General features: G+C 70.5%; 14 protein-coding genes. 12 read left to right on the top strand and 2 right to left on the bottom strand.

Annotated elements, in window-relative coordinates; all coding sequences use genetic code 11:
- Positions 1–26: 26 nt before the first annotated feature.
- The 11 genes from eccA to eccE are packed head-to-tail and all read left to right on the top strand — an operon-like array spanning position 27 to position 14,556.
- Positions 27–1,868: a type VII secretion AAA-ATPase EccA gene (eccA, locus tag AB0K11_RS13680; protein WP_364977266.1), complete on the top strand. Its 1,842-nt coding sequence runs from the start codon at positions 27–29 to the stop codon at positions 1,866–1,868.
- Complete coding sequence (gene eccB, locus AB0K11_RS13675; RefSeq protein WP_364977264.1) at positions 1,865–3,409, top strand: type VII secretion protein EccB; 1,545 nt, start codon at positions 1,865–1,867, stop codon at positions 3,407–3,409. The genes eccA and eccB overlap by 4 nt, the downstream gene beginning before the upstream one ends.
- Positions 3,406–7,377: a type VII secretion protein EccCa gene (eccCa, locus tag AB0K11_RS13670; RefSeq protein WP_364977262.1), complete on the top strand. Its 3,972-nt coding sequence runs from the start codon at positions 3,406–3,408 to the stop codon at positions 7,375–7,377. The genes eccB and eccCa overlap by 4 nt, the downstream gene beginning before the upstream one ends.
- Positions 7,377–7,688, top strand: coding sequence for a PE family protein (locus AB0K11_RS13665; protein WP_364977260.1), 312 nt, complete (start codon positions 7,377–7,379; stop codon positions 7,686–7,688). The genes eccCa and AB0K11_RS13665 overlap by 1 nt, the downstream gene beginning before the upstream one ends.
- A gap of 1 nt (position 7,689) precedes the next feature.
- The gene (locus AB0K11_RS13660; RefSeq protein WP_364977258.1) at positions 7,690–9,234 is read left to right on the top strand and encodes a PPE family protein; all 1,545 of its coding nucleotides are present in this window, start codon (positions 7,690–7,692) and stop codon (positions 9,232–9,234) included.
- A gap of 52 nt (positions 9,235–9,286) precedes the next feature.
- Positions 9,287–9,580 (top strand): type VII secretion protein EsxS, encoded by a 294-nt coding sequence (locus tag AB0K11_RS13655; protein WP_264011213.1) that lies wholly within the window; start codon positions 9,287–9,289, stop codon positions 9,578–9,580.
- 33 nt (positions 9,581–9,613) lie between these two features.
- Positions 9,614–9,901, top strand: coding sequence for a WXG100 family type VII secretion target (locus AB0K11_RS13650; protein ID WP_364977255.1), 288 nt, complete (start codon positions 9,614–9,616; stop codon positions 9,899–9,901).
- 24 nt (positions 9,902–9,925) lie between these two features.
- Entirely contained in the window at positions 9,926–10,813 is an 888-nt protein-coding gene (locus AB0K11_RS13645) for an ESX secretion-associated protein EspG (protein WP_364977253.1), read from the top strand.
- A complete protein-coding gene (gene eccD, locus AB0K11_RS13640; RefSeq protein ID WP_364977251.1) occupies positions 10,795–12,210 on the top strand; it encodes a type VII secretion integral membrane protein EccD in 1,416 nt (471 codons plus the stop codon). The genes AB0K11_RS13645 and eccD overlap by 19 nt, the downstream gene beginning before the upstream one ends.
- Positions 12,211–12,220: 10 nt before the next feature.
- Positions 12,221–13,594 (top strand): type VII secretion-associated serine protease mycosin, encoded by a 1,374-nt coding sequence (gene mycP / locus AB0K11_RS13635; RefSeq protein ID WP_364977249.1) that lies wholly within the window; start codon positions 12,221–12,223, stop codon positions 13,592–13,594.
- A complete protein-coding gene (gene eccE / locus AB0K11_RS13630; RefSeq protein WP_364977247.1) occupies positions 13,591–14,556 on the top strand; it encodes a type VII secretion protein EccE in 966 nt (321 codons plus the stop codon). Before mycP ends, eccE begins: the two co-directional genes overlap by 4 nt.
- Here the strand turns inward: eccE and AB0K11_RS13625 are convergent.
- Positions 14,541–15,740: an alpha/beta fold hydrolase gene (locus AB0K11_RS13625; protein WP_364977245.1), complete on the bottom strand. Its 1,200-nt coding sequence runs from the start codon at positions 15,738–15,740 to the stop codon at positions 14,541–14,543. The two genes, eccE and AB0K11_RS13625, sit on opposite strands and share 16 nt — an antisense overlap.
- Positions 15,741–15,776: 36 nt before the next feature.
- Here AB0K11_RS13625 and AB0K11_RS13620 point away from each other — a divergent pair, with 36 nt between their 5' ends.
- A complete protein-coding gene (locus AB0K11_RS13620) occupies positions 15,777–16,541 on the top strand; it encodes a trans-aconitate 2-methyltransferase (RefSeq protein WP_364977243.1) in 765 nt (254 codons plus the stop codon).
- 6 nt (positions 16,542–16,547) lie between these two features.
- Here AB0K11_RS13620 and cysC read toward each other — a convergent pair whose 3' ends face one another.
- Complete coding sequence (gene cysC / locus AB0K11_RS13615) at positions 16,548–18,443, bottom strand: adenylyl-sulfate kinase (protein ID WP_364977241.1); 1,896 nt, start codon at positions 18,441–18,443, stop codon at positions 16,548–16,550.
- Between the last annotated feature and the right edge of the window lie 10 nt (positions 18,444–18,453).

Raw genomic sequence — 18,453 nt, 5'->3', positions numbered from 1 at the left:
CCGGGGTGCGCTTCCCGTGCACAGACATGGGTAATGACACGCTTGCCGCTCTCTCGCACGGAGCGCCCCGAATCGACCGCGACGTGGTCAGTCGGTTCGCCACCTGCTGCCGGGCGCTCGGCCTCTCGGTCAACGATCGCCAACGTCCCGCGGATCTGACCGGCGCGCGGTCGGGCTTCGCCGCGCTGGCTCACGTCGCCCACGATCACTGCGACGCCTGGACGGGTCTTGCCGCCGCGGGCGACGTCTCGGGGCATGTCATCGAATCCATCTGGCGCACCAGGCGCTCGGCGGGTCTGCTGCAGCGCGCGATCGACCTCGCGCCGGGCGCACTGGCCTTCATCTACGACACCGGGCTGTATCTACAGTTCCGGGCGTCTGATCCCGACGACTTCCAATTGGCATGGGCGGCAACTCTGGCCGACAACGAGGCCTACGCCGACGCCGACGAGCTGGTGGGCGAACTGCTCGACCGGCGACCCGGCTGGGTGCAGGCCCGGTGGGTGCGGGTGGCGATCAACTATCGGGCCGAACGCTGGTCCGACGTGATGCGGCTGCTGACACCGGTGGTCAACGACAGCACTCAGGACGAGACCTTCTCGCACGCAGCGCGGATCGCGCTCGGCATCTCGCTGGCCCGGATCGGCATGTTCGCCCCGGCGCTGTCCTACCTCGAGCAGCCTGCGGGCCCCGTCGCGGTGGCCGCCGTGGACGGCGCGCTGGCCAAGGCGCTGGTGCTGCGCGCCGAGGGTGAGGACGAGGACGCCGCCGACGTGCTGCAGGAGCTGTATGCGGCGAATCCGGAGAACGCGCAGGTCGAATCGGCGTTGACGGACAGGACGTTCGGGATCCCCACCACCACCGCCGCCCGGATCGAGGCGCGCAGCAACCCGTGGGATCCCGCCACCGAGCCCGGCGAGGCCGACTTCATCGACCCCGGTGCCCAGGACCGCAAATCGCACCTGCTCGTGGAGGCCGAGGCAGAACTCGCGGAGTTCATCGGCCTCGAGGAGGTCAAGTACCAGGTCGCCCGGCTGAAGAGCTCGGTGGCGATGTCGCTGCGCCGCCAGGAGCGCGGGCTCACCGTCGCGCAGCGCACCAACCACCTGGTGTTCGCCGGCCCACCCGGAACCGGTAAGACGACCATCGCCCGGGTGGTCGCCAAGATCTACTGCGGACTCGGCCTGCTGCGCAAGGAGACCGTCCGCGAGGTGCACCGCGCCGACCTGATCGGCCAGCACATCGGTGAGACCGAGGCCAAGACCAACGCGATCATCGACAGCGCACTCGACGGCGTGCTGTTCCTCGACGAGGCATACGCGCTGGTGTCGACCGGCGCCAAGAACGACTTCGGGCTCGTCGCCATCGACACGCTGCTGGCCCGGATGGAGAACGACCGCGACCGGCTCGTGGTGATCGTCGCGGGCTATCGCAAGGACCTCGACAATTTCCTCGACACCAATGAGGGCCTGCGCTCGCGCTTCACCCGCAGCATCGACTTCCCGTCCTACTCGGGCGCCGAGCTCGTCGAGATCGCCATGCGGATGGCCGAGAAGCGCGACAGCGTGTTCGAGAAAGCGGCGCACGACCACATGGAGGACCTGTTCGAGAAGCTCGCCCGGTCCACCACGCCCGACGGCAACGGCGTGGACCGGCGCAGCCTCGACATCGCCGGTAACGGCCGTTTCGTGCGCAACCTGGTCGAGCGTTCGGAAGAGGAGCGGGAGTACCGCCTCGACCACTCCGACGTCGACGACTTCACCGACGAGGAACTGATGACCATCACCGCCGAGGACGTCCGCAACTCCGCCGTGCCGCTGCTCAAGGGGCTGGGCCTGACCGTGCCGGAATTGTCGGTGCAGGCATGACGTCTCCCGAGGACCGGCGCTCCTTCACGTCCCGGACCCCCGCCAACGAGAACCCCGACCGTGTCGAGTACCGCCGCGGCTTCGTCACCCGTCACCAGGTGTCAGGTTGGCGATTCGTCATGCGCCGCATCGCCTCCGGCGTGGCTCTGCACGACACCCGCATGCTGGTCGACCCGCTCCGCACCCAGAGCCGCGCCGTGATCACCGGGGCGCTGATCGTGATCACCGGGCTGATCGGCTGCTTCCTGTTCTCCTTCATCCGGCCGTCGGGGTCGGCGGGCACGGACTCGATCCTCGCCGACCGCTCGACCGCCGCTCTCTACGTCAAGGTCGGGGACCAGCTGCACCCTGTGCTCAACCTGACGTCGGCCCGCCTCATCGCCGGCCGCGCGGACAACCCCACCACCGTCAAGACCAGTGAGATCGACCAGTTCCCCCGCGGCAACCTGATCGGCATCCCCGGCGCACCGGAACGCATGGTGCAGAGCACCGCCGCGGACGCGGACTGGACTGTCTGCGAAGCGGTCTCGGGGCCCGACACCGGCGTCACCGTGATCGCCGGTGCCACCGGCGCAGGCGGTGAGCGCGCCGCGACGCTGGCCGCGGACCAGGCCGTCCTGGTGCAGAACACCGAAGGCACCAACGCGGGCACCTGGCTGCTGTGGGACGGCAGGCGCAGCCCGATCGACCTGGCCAACCGCGCGGTGACCGACGCGCTCGGCTTCGGTGGCGACATCCCGTCGCCGCGCCCCATCGCCGCCGGTCTGTTCAACGCCATTCCGGAGGCTCCGGCGCTGGCCGCACCGCCGATCGCGGGTGCCGGTGCGCCACCGCAGTTCCCGCTGTCCGCCCAGGCTCCTGTCGGCGCCGTGGTCGCGGCGTTCGAGGCGGACAACTCCATCCGCTACTACGCCGTGCTGACCGACGGCCTGCAGCCGGTGTCGCCGGTGCTGGCAGGAATCCTGCGCAACACCAATTCGTACGGCCTGGCCCAAGCGCCGAGGCTGGGCGCCGACGAGGTGGCCCGCATGCCGGTCGCGCGCGGCATCGACACCGCCGCCTACCCCGATTCGACGGTCGACCTGGTCGACAGCTCGGCCGATCCGGTCACCTGCGCACGGTGGACGAAACCGTCAGGCGCCACCGAGAGTTCGCTCGCCCTGCTGTCCGGCGCCACCCTGCCGCTGCCCGAGAACCAGCGCACGCTCGCCCTGGTCGGTGCGGGCAGTGGCACGACGGCGAACCGGGTGGCGATCGCCCCCGGCAGCGGCTACTTCGTCCAGACCGTCGGCCAGGCCCCGGGCTCGCCGACCGCGGGTTCGCTGTTCTGGGTCGGTGACACCGGCGTGCGCTACGGCATCGACGCCGGCGCCGACGACGATGCCGTCGCCGCTTTGGGCCTGACCTCCCCGCCGCTGCCCGTCCCGTGGTCCGTGCTGGCGCAGTTCGCCGCGGGCCCGACCCTGTCGCGCAGTGACGCGCTGCTCGCGCACGACACCCTGCTGCCCGACCCGAGCCCCGCGCGACTGGAGAACCGATGAGCCGCTTGATCTTCGAGGCCCACCGGCGGCTTCCGCAGCCGATCACCCGCAAGGGCACCATCACCATCGAACCGCCGCCCGAACTACCGCGGCTGGTGCCGCCGTCGCTGCTGCGCCGGGTGCTGCCGTACCTGATCGTGATCCTCATCGTCGGCATGATCGTCGCGCTCGTCGCGACCGGCATGCGGCTGATCTCGCCGCAGATCCTGTTCTTCCCGTTCGTGCTGCTGCTCGCCGCCACCGCGCTCTACCGCGGCTCGGACAACAAGATGCGCACCGAGGAGGTCGACGCCGAGCGCGCCGACTACCTGCGCTACCTGTCGGTGGTCCGTGACAACGTCCGCGCGCACGCCGCAGAACAGCGTGCGGCACTGGAGTGGTCGCATCCCGATCCCGAGGTGCTGGCGACCATCCCCGGCACCCGCAGGCAGTGGGAGCGCGATCCGCGGGACAACGACTTCCTGGTGCTGCGGGCGGGCCTTCACGACACCCCGCTCAACGCGACGCTGCGGGTGAAGGACACCGCCGACGAGATCGACCTGGAACCGGTGTCGCACAGCACCCTTCGCGGACTGCTCGACGTGCAACGCACGGTCCTCGACGCCCCGGCGGGCATCGACATCGCCAAGCTGGCCCGCATCACGGTCTTCGGTGAGGCCGACGACGTGCGTGCCGCGGTGCGCGCCTGGCTGGCGCAGGCGGTCACCTGGCACGACCCGGCCGTGCTCGGGGTCGCCCTCGCGTCGCCCGACGTGGACGGCGACGACTGGTCCTGGCTGAAATGGCTGCCGCACGTCGACGTCCCCGGTGAGACCGACGGCGTCGGCCCGGCGCGCTACCTGACCACCACCGCAGGTGAACTGCGCCAGCTGCTCGCCCCCGCGCTGGCCGGCCGGGACGCCTTCCCGGGCAACAACGACGGTGCGCTCAAGCACCTCCTGATCGTGGTCGACGACCCGGAGGCCGACCTCGACGCGATCGTGCGGCGGCCCGGATCGGCCGGCGTCACCGTCATCCAGCGCACCACCACGCCGCCGAATCGCGAGCAGTACCCCGACCCCGAGCGGCCGATCCTCAAGGTCGCCGACGGCCGGATCGAACGGTGGCAGAGCGGCGGCTGGCAGCCCTACGTCGACGTCGCCGACGGCATCGGCGCCGACGACTGCCGCCACATCGCGCGGCGGCTGTCCCGCTGGGACTCCAACCCCAACCACGCGCGGTCGACGACCACCGGTGGCTCCACGTTCACCACCCTGCTCGGCATTCCGGACGCGTCCGCACTCGACGTGGCCGCGCTGTGGGCGCCGCGCAACCGCGACGACGAACTGCGGGTGCCGATCGGCGTCACCGCCACCGGCGAGCCGCTGTACTTCGACCTCAAGGACGAGGCCGAGGGCGGCATGGGCCCGCACGGCCTGATGATCGGTATGACCGGTTCGGGCAAGTCGCAGACCCTGATGTCGATCCTGTTGTCGCTGTTGACGACACACTCGGCTGATCGGCTCATCGTCATCTACGCCGACTTCAAGGGCGAGGCGGGCGCCGACATCTTCCGCGACTTCCCGCAGGTCGTCGCCGTCATCTCGAACATGGCCGAGAAGAAGTCGCTGGCCGACCGGTTCGCCGACACCCTGCGCGGGGAGGTGGCCCGCCGCGAGCAGCTGCTCAAGGAGTCGGGCCGGCGCGTGCAGGGCAGCGCGTTCAACTCCGTCACCGAATACGAGGCGGCCATCGCAGCAGGACATGACCTGCCGCCGATGCCGACCCTGTTCGTGGTCGCCGACGAGTTCACGCTGATGCTCGCCGACCATCCCGAGTACGCCGACCTGTTCGACTACGTCGCCCGCAAGGGCCGGTCGTTCCGGATCCACATCCTGTTCGCGTCGCAGACGCTCGATGTGGGCCGCATCAAGGACATCGACAAGAACACGTCGTACCGCATCGGCCTGAAAGTGGCCAGCCCCAGCGTCTCCCGACAGATCATCGGAGTGGAGGACGCCTACCACATCGAGTCGGGTCGCGAGCACAAGGGCGAGGGCTTCCTGGTGCCCGCCCCGGGCGCGGTGCCGGTCAAGTTCCGCAGCACCTACGTCGACGGCATCTACGAGCCGCCGCGGGTGGAGAAGGCCATCGTGGTGCGGGCGCTGCCGCAACCCCAGGAGTTCACCGCGACGCGGGTGGAGCCCGAGCCCGACACCATCATCCCGTCCGCGGACGCCGACATCGAGGTGCTGCCGCCGCGCAAGCTGATCGCCACCATCGGCGAGCAGCTGGCGCAGTACGGCCCCAAGGCGCCGCCGCTGTGGCTGCCGCCGCTGGAGGACTCCATCCCGCTGTTTGACCTGCTCCAGCGTTCGGGCGTGAACGCCCGGCAGTGGCGCTGGCCGCTGGGCGAGATCGACCGACCCTTCGAGATGCGGCGTGACGCACTGGTGTTCGACGCCAACTCGGCCGCAGGCAACATGGTGATCCACGGTGGCCCCAAGTCGGGCAAGTCCACGGCACTGCAGACGTTCATGCTGTCCGCCGCCGCGCTGCACTCACCTCGCGACGTGACCTTCTACTGCCTCGACTACGGCGGCGGCCAGTTGCGCCCGATGGCCGAACTGGCCCACGTCGGCAGCGTCGCCACTCCGCTGGAGCCCGAACGCATCCGGCGCACCTTCGGCGAACTGGAACAGCTGCTGCGGGCCCGTCAGGAGCGCGGAGCGGTCTCCCGGTCCGAGGACATCGCAGACGGCTACGGCGAAGTGTTCCTGGTGATCGACAACCTGTACGCGTTCAGCCGCGACAACACCGACACGTTCAACACCCGAAACCCGTTGCTCGCGAAGGTCACCGAACTGGTCAACAGCGGACTGGCCTACGGCATCCACGTGGTGATCACCACGCCGAACTGGCTCGAGGTGCCGTTGAACATGCGCGACGGTCTCGGCCTGCGACTGGAACTCAAGCTGCACGACGCCCGCGACAGCAATGTGCGGATCGTCGGCGGGCTGCGCAGGCCCGCCGAGAGCGTGCCCGCCGATCAGCCCGGCCGTGGCCTGACGATGGCCGCCGAGCACTTCCTGATCGCCGCGCCGCAACTGGATGTGATCCGGGCGATCAACAACCGGCACCCCGACGTCACGGCTCCGCGGGTACGGCTGCTGCCGACCGACCTGCGGCCGGAAGTGCTCGCCCCGCTGTACACGCCGCCGGAACGGGTGGTCATCGGTCAGCGGGAACAGGACCTGGCACCGGTCGCGCTGGACTTCGAGCGCAACCCGCTGCTGATGGTCTTCGGTGACGCCAGGGCGGGTAAGACCACCCTGCTCCGGCACCTGATCCGGACCGTGCGGGAGAACTCGCGGCAGGACGACGTGGCGTTCACCGTGATCGACCGGCGACTGCACCTCGTCGACGAGCCGCTGTTCCCGGACAACGAGTACACGCCGAACATCGACCGGATCACTCCGGCGATGCTCGGGCTGTCCGCGCTGATCGAGAAGCGGCGCCCGCCTGCGGGTCTCACGCCACAACAGCTGAGCAGCTGGGGATACAAGGGCCACACCCACTACCTGATCATCGACGACGTCGACCAGATCCCGGACAGCCCGGCGGTCAGCGGCCCCTATGTGGGTCAGCGGCCGTGGACGCCGCTGCTCGGTCTGCTCGGCCAGGCCGGTGACCTCGGGCTGCGGGTGATCGTCACGGCGCGGGCGACGGGTTCGGCGCACGCGATCATGACGGCGCCGTTGCTGCGCAGGCTCAACGACCTGCAGGCGACGACGCTGTTGCTGTCCGGTAATCCCCAGGACAGCGGAAAAATCCGCGGCCACAGGTTCAGCCGCCTGCCCGCCGGTCGCGGCATGCTGCTGGACGACGGTGACCTCCCGACGTTCGTGCAGCTCGTCAACCCACTCGTCGGCGAGGCCGCCACCCAGGGCGGCCGAGGGACGGACAGCAACGGAAAGGAATACAGCTGATGACGCTTCGTGTCGTACCCGAGGGCCTGACCGCGGCCGGCGCCGCGGTGGAGAGTCTGACCGCGCGGTTGGCGGCGGCGCACGCTGCGGCCGCACCCGCAGTGACGGCGGTGCTGCCGCCAGGAGCAGACGTGGTCTCGCTGCAGACCGCGGCGGGCTTCAGTGCGCACGGCAACCAGCACGCCGCGACCGCTGCGCTCGGCGTCGAGGAACTCGGCCGTTCGGGCATGGGCGTGGGCGAGTCGGGTGTCAGCTACGCCACCGGTGATGCGATGGCGGCGTCGTCGTACCTGATCGCACGCGGCGGCTGAGATGACCGCCCCCATCTTCATGGCCGTGCCACCCGAGGTGCACTCGACGCTGCTGAGCAGTGGTCCGGGCCCCGGATCGCTGCTGGCCGCCGCGGGGGCATGGCAGTCGTTGAGCGCCGAGTACGCCTCGGCCGCAGCGGAGTTGACGGCGCTGCTGGGGACGGTGCAGGCGGGCTCGTGGCAGGGACCCAGCGCCGAGCAGTATGTGGCGTCGCACCAGCCCTACCTGGCGTGGTTGGCCCAGCAGAGCGCGAACAGTTCGGTGACGGCGGCGCAGCACACGACGGCCGCCGCTGCGTACACGACGGCGTTGGCGATGACGCCGACGATGCCGGAGCTCGTCACCAACCATGTGGTGCACGGGGTGTTGGTGGCGACGAACTTCCTCGGCCTGAACACCATCCCGATCGCGGTCAACGAGGCCGACTACGTGCGGATGTGGATCCAGGCGGCGACCGCGATGAGCACCTATCAGGCGATCGCAGGCGCGGCGATGGCCGGCACGCCTGCCGCACTGCCGTCGCCGTTCATCCTCGCCCCCGGCGTCGGCGAGGCCGGCACCGCCATGGCCGGCCTGCAGCAGACCGGCGCCCAGGCACAGGCAACGGAATCCGGTTCGGCACTCAATAATTCGGACTGGCTCTCGGATCTGCTGAACCTCTTCCCCGGTGGTCAGGAGATCGCGGACTTCCTGCGGGATCCGATCGGCAACACGATCCAGCTGATCACCGACTTCCTGACCAACCCGGCTGCGGCGCTGCAGACCTGGGGACCCTTCCTGTTTGCCGTCGCCTATCAGGCGATCTCGTGGATCGGGGCCTCGCTGACGTATCCGCAGCTGCTGATCCAGCCGCTGCTCGCGCTGACGCTGGGGATCATCGGCGGCGTGCTGCAGTACCTCAAGCAGCTGCCGGTGCCACCGGCCGACGTGCCGGCCGAGGCCCCCGCCGCGCCCGCCCCGCAGGTGCCGGCCCGCGCCGACCAGCCCGGCTCCTTCACCGCGGCAGGCCTTCCGCCGGGCAGCGTGTCCGCGACCGCAGGTGGTGGTGCAGGCACCGGCGGGACCGCCGCGCCGTCCACGTCCGCACCGGCCCCCGCGGCGGCGCCGATCGCGCCGTACGCCGTAGCCGGATCCGACCCGGAGGAGGGGTTCTCCCCGACCTTCCGGGAAGGCTCGAGTGCCAAGGCGCCCGCGTCGGGTATCCCCGCCGCGGCCGCCGCTGCGGCGCTGACGGCCGCGGAGCGCCGGAAACGGCGGCGCAAGAACGTCGCCGAGGTCAAGGGACGCGGATACGCCGACGCATACATGGACTACGAGGACGAGCCCGACGGCGAATCTCCGTCGGCCGACGAGCCGCGGGTGAGCGCGTCGACCCGCGGTGGCGGACCGATGGGGTTCAGCGGTACCGCGGGCCGTCCGGATGCCGCGGCGACGGGGCTGACGACGGTGTCCACCGACGCCTTCGACGGGGGTCCGGTGGTGCCGATGCTGCCCACGTCGTGGGAGTCCGAGCGGGACGACCCGGAGGGGGGAGCGCGCAACTGAGCAACGTGCTGGGGGACAGTCTGTTTCGAACAAGGGTGAAGGGAAGCAATAGATGAGCATGTTGGACGCGCATATTCCGCAGTTGGTGGCCTCCGAGGCCGCGTTCGGCGCCAAGACCGCGCTGATGCGGTCGACCATGGCGCAGGCCGAGCAGGCGGCGACGTCGGCGCAGGCGTTTCACATGGGTGAGTCGTCGGCGGCGTTCCAGGCCGCGCACATGCGGTTCATCGAGGTGTCGGCGAAGGTGAACGCACTGCTGGACATCGCACAGGTGAACCTCGGCGATGCGGCAGGCACCTATGTGGCCGAGGACGCCGCGGCCGCGTCGACCTACACCGCGATCTGACCGGAATTTCGAAGGCGAACGAGAGGCTTTGTGATGTCACAGATCATGTACAACTACCCGGCGATGATCGCTCACGCCGGCGAGATGTCGACCTATGCCGGTGCGATGCACGCGGTGGGCGCGGACATCGCCAGCGAGCAGGCGGCGCTGGCCGGCGCGTGGCAGGGCGACACGGGTATGACCTACCAGGCGTGGCAGGCGCAGTGGAACATGGCGCTCGAGGAGCTGGTGCGCGCCTACCGGGCGATGGCGTCGACCCACGAGATGAACACCACGTCGATGAACGCCCGCGACATGGCCGAAGGCGCCAAGTGGGGCTGAGCCCCTCGAGCGGCGTCAGGCTCAGTGAGTCCTAACGCCGTCGAACTGACCGTCGAGCAGGCGTGGTTCGTCGCCGACACCCTCGGTGCGGGGTCCTTTCCGTGGGTGTTGGCGATCACGCCGCCGTACAGCGACCTGTCTCAACGGTCTGAGTTCGAAGCCGAACGCACCGCCGAGTTGACCGCACTCGGGGTGATGGACGCCGACGGGACGATCAATTCCGTGGTGGCACAGTGGGTCCGGGTGACGACGCGTGCCGAGCAGTGGCTCGATCTGCGCTTCGTCTCCGGGCCGGGCGATCTGCTGCGCGGCGTGATCGCGCGCCGTGAGGGCCGCACCGTGGTGGTCCTGCGCAACGCCCACCTCGTGACGTTCACGGAGATGGCGATCGACCATCCGCATGCGCTGGTACCGGTGCTGGCCGTCGGACTGTCTGGGCGCAGACCCGCTCACTTCGACGAGTTCGCCCTGCCCGCGGCGCTGGGCGCCCGATCCGATCAGCAGATCCGCGACGGTGTGCCGCTGGCGGAGGTGCTCGACTTCCTCGGGATCCCGGGGTCCGCGCGGCCGGTGGTCGAGGCCGCGTTCTCCGACACCAGGACCTATGTGGAGATCGTCGCGGGTGAACACCGTGACGGCCACCGCGTCACCACCAGCGTCGGCGTGAGCATCGTCGACACCGTCGCAGGCCGGGTGCTGGTCAGCCCGGCCAAGGCGTTCGACGGGGAATGGGTCTCGACCTTCGCTCCCGGCACCCCGTTCGCGATCGCCGCCGCGGTCGAACGACTGACCGGCTCGCTGCCCAGCGGACCCTGGTTCCCCGACCTCAACCTCACCCGCGACTTCGACGCGGAGACAACCGAAGACACAACGAGAGATCCGAGAAACGAGCAATGTCCGACAACACTGTGATGCCGATCGTGCGCGTGGCCGTCCTCGCGGCCAGTGACGACGGAGGCCGGCTGACGGAGGTCGCGCTGCCGGCCGACCTGCCGCTGCGCGAGATCCTGCCCGCGGTCCAGCGCCTGGTGCTCCCGGCCGGCGGTTCAGACGATCCCGACGCCGAGGTGCCCGACCCGGTGCGGCTGAGCCTGGCGCCCATCGGAGGGGCGCCGTTCAGCCTGGACGCCACGCTGGACACCGTCGGCGTCGTCGACGGTGATCTCCTTGCGCTGCAGCCTGTTCCGTTGGGCACGCCGGCACCGCGGATCGTCGAGGACATCGCCGACGCGGCGGTGATCTTTTCGGCGGCACGCGCCAAGCCGTGGGGCATCGAGCAGATACAGCGCGGTGCGACGCTGGCGGTGCTGGGTCTGGTGCTCGTCGCCACGGCGCTGTCCGTCACCCACCGGGTGGCGACCGGCGAACTGGTCGGCCTCTTCACCGTCTGCGGGCTGGCCCTGGCCACCGCGCTGGCCGCGCTGCTCGCCCGCCCGGGTGCCGCCCGCTTGGGCACCGCGCTGTCGGTGGTGGCACTGGCGCCGGTGGCGGCCGCGTTCACACTGTCCGTACCCGGCGAGTTCGGGGCGCCGCAGATCCTGCTCGGCGCGGCGGGCGTGGCGGCATGGTCGGTCATCAGCCTCACCACCGGGGCCCGCGCCATCGGCCTGTTCACCGCGACGGCGACCGTCGGGGTCGGCCTCCTGCTGGCTGCGGGCGCGGCCACCGTCTGGCAGCTGAACCCGGTGAAGATCGGCTGCCTGCTGATCGTCATCGGCCTGCTGGTCACCGTGCAGGCGGCGCAGCTCTCCGCGACGCTGGCCCGGTTCCCGTTGCCGAACATCCCGGCGCCGGGCGACCCGACGCCGTCCGCCCAGCCGCTGCGGGTGCTCCAGGACCTGCCGCGCCGGGTGCGGATCAGCCAGTCCCACCAGGTCGGCTTCATCGCGGCCGGTGTGCTGCTGGCGGTCACCGGCTCGCTGTTCCTGGTCGCGCCGTCGGACGCCTCGCCGTGGGCGTGGTACGTCGTCGCGGCAGCCGCCGCGGGGGCCGCTCTGCGTGCCCGCGTGTGGGACTCGGCACCGTGCAAGGCCTGGCTGCTCGGTCACTCCTACCTGGTGACCACCGCGCTGCTGGTGACGTTCGCGGTGACCGACCGCTACCAGGCGGCGTGGTGGACGCTGCTCGCACTGACCGTCCTCGTCCTGGTGTGGGTGATCGTCGCGCTCAACCCGAAGGTGGCGTCACCGGAGAGCTATTCGCTGCCGATGCGGCGTCTGGTGGGCTTCGCCGCGGCCGGCGTCGACGCCTCGCTGATCCCGGTGATGGCCTACCTGGTCGGGCTGTTCACCTGGGTCCTCGAACGATGACGCCGCGGTGATGCACAAGGTATTGGCATCGCTGACCGCGACGTGCACGGTGCTGCTGATCAGCAGTCCGCCGGCCGCCGCCATCAGCCCGCCCGAGGTCGATCCGCTGCTGCCACCGCCGTCCGGCAGCGCCGGACCCGCGCAGCCGATGGAACAGCGCACCGAATGCGTGGCGAGCGGCGTGATCGGCGGCAGCGACCCCGACGCGGTCAGCCCGAACACCGTCGCACTCGACCTGGCCGGCGCATGGAAGCACAGCAGGGGTGACGGGCAGACCGTCGCGGTCATCGACACCGGTGTGCAACCCGGCCCGAGGCTGCCCGACGTGCAGCCGGGTGGCGACTTCGTGGAGTCGACCGACGGCCTGACCGACTGCGACGGGCACGGCACCCTGGTGGCCGGCCTGATCGCGGGCAAGCCCGGCGCCGACGGCTTCTCCGGGGTGGCGCCGAACGCCCGGATCCTGTCCATCCGGCAGAACTCCGCGGCGTTCTCCCCGCGGAACCCGGGGGAGGACCAGGCCACCGCGCGGGCGGCCGGCGACGTGACCAGCCTGGCCAGGGCGGTGGTGCGGGCAGCCGACCTCGGGGCCCGCGTCATCAACATCTCGGTGGTGACCTGTCTTCCGGCGAACAGGTCGGTGGACCAGGCCGAACTGGGCGCCGCGCTGCGGTATGCCGCCGTCGACAAGGACGTGGTGGTCGTGGCGGCCGCGGGCAATCAGCGCGGCGGTCTGACCACCGGGACGGCATGCGAGTCGAATCCGGTCGCCGACGCGGGCAATCCTGCCGACCCGCGCAACTGGGCCGGCGTCACCTCGGTCTCGATCCCGTCGTGGTGGCAGCCGTACGTGCTGTCGGTCGGATCCCTGACCCCCGGCGGGCAACCGTCGGACTTCACCATGGCCGGACCGTGGGTCGGGATCGCGGCGCCCGGCGAGAACATCACGTCGGTGAGCAATGCGCCCGGCGGCGGACTGGCCAACGGCCTGCCCAACGAGCGGCAGGAGTACAACCCGATCAAGGGCACCAGCTACGCGGCGGCCTACGTGTCGGGTGTCGCGGCGCTGGTCCGCAGCAGGTATCCGCAGCTGTCGGCCGAGCAGGTGGTCCGCAGGCTGACCACCACCGCCCACGGTGGCCCACGGACGCCGTCGAGCGTGGTCGGTGCGGGCAGCGTCGACCCGGTGGCGGCGCTCACCTGGGATGTACCCGAAACCGCGACGGCGGCAGCCGTTTCCAGCAAGCCGGTGGCCGCGCCACCGGAACCACCCGCGAAGGACGACACCCCGAGGATCGTGGCGTTCGCCGGTGCGGGCGCGCTCGCCTTGATCGTGGCGGCCGTCGCGGTGTTCGGCTCGGACCGACGAAAGGATTCCGCATGACGGTTCGGACCACGCTGGCGGCGCTCGTCGTCGCCGCGGCCGCGCTGGCCTACCCGTGGCAGACCACCCTCGACTGGTGGGTGCTCGGCGTCGCCGCCGCGGTGCTGATCATTGTCTTCGCTTGGTGGCGTGGGCTCTTCGCCACGACAATCGTCAGCCGGCGGCTCGCGGTGTGGCGCCGCAACCATGGCAAGCGGCACGCCAAGCGGTCCGGCCGGGATGCGGCCTACGCGACCGTGGTGCTGCGGCTGGATCCATCGGAGCGGCGCGCAGTGCCGTTGCCGCTCGTCGCGGGCTACGTCGAGCGCTACGGGATCCGTGCCCACAAGGTGAGGGTCGTCAGCCACGATGCAGGCGGCACACGCACCACATGGGTGAGCCTGACGCTGGGAGCGGCGGACAACCTGGCGGCGCTGCGAGCGCGGTCGACGAGCATCCCGCTGCAGGAGACGGCCCAGATCGCCGGCCGCAGGCTGACCGACCACCTCCGCGAGGCCGGCTGGAACGTGACGCTGGAGGAGCGGGCGGACACCCCCGTCCCTCCCGCCGCCAAGGAGACCTGGCGGGGCCTGCGCGACGAGTCCGGCTTCGTCGCGGCATACCGGGTCGCGTTGCAGGACAACCTGTCTGACACACTTGCCGCCGTTCCCGCGCTGTCGTCGGACACCTGGACCGCGTTGGAGATCACCGGCAGCGCCGCGCGTCCGACCATCACCGTCGGGTGCGCGGTCCGCACCGTGGAGCGGCCGGGCGCCGGTGCACCCGTCGCCGGCCTCACCCCGCAGCGCGGCCGGCACCGCCCGGCGCTCGAGGCGCTCGCCCCGGCGTCCGGCGAGCGGCTGGAGGGCGACCCGACCGCGCTGCCGGACGGCCTGCTCGGCCGGCTGTGGTGGCCGACGGAGCAGCCGCGCCGCGATGAATCCGTCGCACAGGAAGCCGTTGCCGCTCAGGCCAGCATGTAGCCGCTCATGAACCGGGTCATCCGGCGCAGATAGTCCGGCTGGCTGACGTGCAGCAGGTGGTTGCCGGGGAACCAGTGGAACGCACAGCGATCCCAGTGTTCCCAGAGCATCTCGGCCTGCTCCGGCGGGGCGAGCCGATCGCCGAGGCCGGTGATGATGAGCCGGCGCTCCCTGGGCACCAGCGGAGTGTAGTTCAGCGGCGAGGAGTACCTGGCGGCGGCCTCGGCGATCTGCGGGTCGGTTTGTGCGACAGCGCGATTCAGCGCGACCAGCTTGCTGGCGGGGAACCACTCGTCGACCGTGCGATCCGGCGTCACGACGGGAACGTTCGGGATCACCACCTGGATCCGCTCGTCGACGGACGCGAGCAGCGCCGAGGTGTAGCCGCCGAGTGAGATGCCGGTCAGCGCGATGCGGTCGACGCCGGTGAACTCGAGATAGTCCAGCAGCGAACGGAAGTCGTGCACGGCCTGCGCCATCGCCTCTGCGAATCCGGGGGCGCCGCCGGCGAAGTAGCCGTAACCGCTGAACGGCGACCACTTCTCGGCTCGCCTGCCGTGAAAGGGCAGGGTGTAGAGCAGCACGTCGTAGCCGGACCGGTAGAACCACGGCAGCGACAGGAACAAGCCGTTGGCGAGGTACGCCGAGCCGAGGAACCCGTGGATCACGCACAGCGTCGGGTGCGGGCCGTCGTCGTGGCGCCAGTGCTGTGCGTGCACCACGTTGTTGCGCTGGAAGCCGCTGCACCGCTCCCGCATCGCCGGGTTCACCGCCTCGAAGCTGCTCGTGAACCTGATGTTGTGCACACGCCCGTGTGCGATCCACTCGGCGACGGGATTGGCCGGGCGCGACGAGATCCGCGGCGGCGCCTTCGGCGCCGGAAAGGACACCGCAGGGTCGCGGGCCGCCGCCAGTTCGCCGTAGAACCGCAGGTTTTCCTGTTCGATGCCGGCCTGTTCTGGGCGGAACAACGAACCGATCACCGACGGCAGCATCGCCGCGCCGACCATCGACGCCAACCCGGTCCGCAGCGCGATGTCGGCGACGGCGGACGAGTCGACGATCAGCCGCTGGCGGACGGTGAGGTCTTCGCGACGGGGCAGCCCGCGCGCGCCTGCCTCACCACCGGGCACGTCGGGGACGGGGATGGGAGGATCGACCGGGTCGGCGCTGGACGGCTCCACGGCTTCCGATGGTAGCGAAGTGGGACACTGGCGGACATGTGGAATCCCGACACCTACCTGGCGTTCGCGGACCACCGCGGGCGGCCGTTCTTCGACCTGCTGGCGCGGGTGGGTGCGCAGGATCCCCGCCGGGTCGTCGACCTGGGCTGCGGGCCGGGCAATCTGACCACCACCCTCGGCGAGCGGTGGCCCGGCGCGGTGATCGAGGCCTGGGACAGCTCGCAGGAGATGGTGGACGCCGCCCGCGGGCGTGGCGTCGACGCCCGGGTGGGTGATGTGCGCGCATGGACACCGGCGCCGGACACCGACGTCGTGGTGAGCAACGCCACCCTGCAGTGGGTGCCCGAACACCGCGAGGTGCTGGTGTCCTGGACGCGCGCGCTGGCCGCGGGCGCGTGGATCGCCTTCCAGGTGCCCGGCAACTTCGATGCGCCGTCACACGTCGCGGTGCGTGACCTCGCGAGCAGCGCCGAGTGGCGAGACATGCTGAGCGACATCCCCTTCCGAGTGGGGAAGGTGGTCGACGCGCCCGACGGCTATGCCAAACTGCTCACCGGGGCGGGTTGCACCGTCGACGCATGGGAGACCACGTACCTGCACGAGCTGACCGGTGAACACCCGGTGCTGGACTGGATCACCGGCACCGCGCTCACCCCGGTGCGCAGCCGTCTCGACGACCACCAGTGGCAGCGGTTCCGTACCGAGCTGATCCCGCTGCTGGACGCGGCCTACCCGGCCACGCCCGACGGGCGGACGTTCTTCCCGTTCCGCCGGGTGTTCGTGGTGGCACGCGTGCAGTGAATCGCCCTACGGCGAGCGCTTCTGGTCGAGCAGTTCGAGAACCTGGGCGACCAGCGAGTTGATGTCGGCGCCCGTGGTGTCGAGTACCAGATCCGCGTCCTCGGGCGCCTCGTAGGGCGCGTCGACACCGGTGAGCCCCTTCAGCTCTCCGGCGCGGGCCCGCTTGTAGAGGCCCTTGGGATCGCGCTTCTCGCACTCCTCGGCGGGCGTCGACACGTACACCTCGATGAACGGCAACTTCGCCGCGTCGTTCAGTGCGCGGGCGATGTCGCGGTCGGACTTCAGCGGCGACACCAGCGACGCCAGCGCCACCACACCCGCGTCGGCGAACAGCCGGGTGAGATGCCCGACCCGGCGGATGTTCTCGGCACGGTCGCCGGCGGAGAAGCCCAGATCGTCGGACAGGCCGTGCCGGATGTTGTCGCCGTCGAGCAGGTACGCGACCTGACCCGATTCCACCAGGGCCCGCTCCACCGCCACCGCGATCGTCGACTTGCCCGACGCAGGCAGTCCGGTGAACCAGATCGTGGCACCGCGCTGCCCGGTCGCCGTCCACCGGTGGTCGCGATCGAGAGACGAGGAATGCCAACGGATGTCGTTGCGCGTCTGCTCGCCGGGCTTGACCTCCCGCGCTTCGTTGATGGTGCCGGCGCCGACGGTGTCGTTCGTCGTCTCGTCGATGAGGATGAACGCGCCGCTGTCACGGTTGTCGACGTAGGCGTCGGCCACCACGATCGAGCTGGTGCGCAACGTGACCAAGCCGATGTCGTTGAGCGACAGCTCGACCGGGTTGTCGAGCTCCTCGAGGGTCTCGGGGTCCAGCCTGCTGTGCAGGGCCTGCACGGTGGCCCGCACCGTCCGGGTGCCCTGCTTGAACGCCAGCCGGTCGCCGGCCCGCAGCGGGGTGTCGCGGAACCAGCACACCGTGCCGTCGACCTCGCGGGCCAGCACGGGCAGGGTGGCGTCCTCCTCGCCGCTGACGAAGACGTCGCCGCGGCCGACGTCGATGTCGTCGGCCAGTTCGATCGACACCGACAGCGGCGCAACCGCCACCGGCCGGTCGTCGTCGAGGGTGTCGACCACGGTGACCGTCGACCTGGTGCCCGACGGCAAGCTCACGACGGTGTCACCGACACTCAGCGTGCCCGCCGCGAGTCGGCCGGTGTAGCGGCGGCGCTGCTCGGCGGTCGGTCGCGACACCCACTGCACGGGCAGCCGCAGCTTGCTCGCCTCCGGTTGCGGGGCAGCGAGTTCGACGTTCTCGAGGTACTCGAGCAGTGTCGGCCCCTCGTACCAGGGCGTGTTGTCGGAGCGGTGCACCACGTTGTCGCCGAGCTTCGCGGCGATCGGGATGACCGTGAGGTCGAGGCCGCCGAGGCGGGCCGCCACCTGATGCAGCTCCTCCTTGACCTCCTCGAAGCGGTTGCGGTCGAAGTCCACCAGGTCGATCTTGTTGACCGTCGCCACGAAGTGCTTGATGCCGAGCAGCTTCGCGATGCGGGCGTGCCGGTTGGTCTGGCGGAGCACACCGGCGCGGGCATCCACCAGCAGCACGGCGGCGTGCGCGTTGGACGCGCCGGTGAACATGTTGCGGGTGTAGCGCTCGTGGCCGGGGGTGTCGGCCAGGATGTAGCTGCGGGTCTCGGTGGAGAAGAACCGGTAGGCGACGTCGATCGTGATGCCCTGCTCGCGCTCGGCGCGCAGCCCGTCGGACAGCGCCGCCAGGTCGGCGACCCCCTCCTCGTCCTTGACCGCCTCCAGATGGTCCAGCGGGAGACTGTCGGTGTCGTGCAGCAGCCGCCCGATCAGCGTGCTCTTGCCGTCATCCACCGATCCGGCGGTGGTGATCCGCAGCAGCTGGCGGGTGACCGGGGTGGTCGGTGCGGTCACAACGCTGGTCATCAGCTGGGCC

The sequence above is a fragment of the Mycobacterium sp. NPDC050551 genome, assembly GCF_040674075.1.
In the GTDB taxonomy this organism is placed as follows: Bacteria; Actinomycetota; Actinomycetes; order Mycobacteriales; family Mycobacteriaceae; genus Mycobacterium.
Note: the sequence above shows the minus strand (reverse complement) of the source record. Positions and strands in the feature narration are given on the sequence as shown.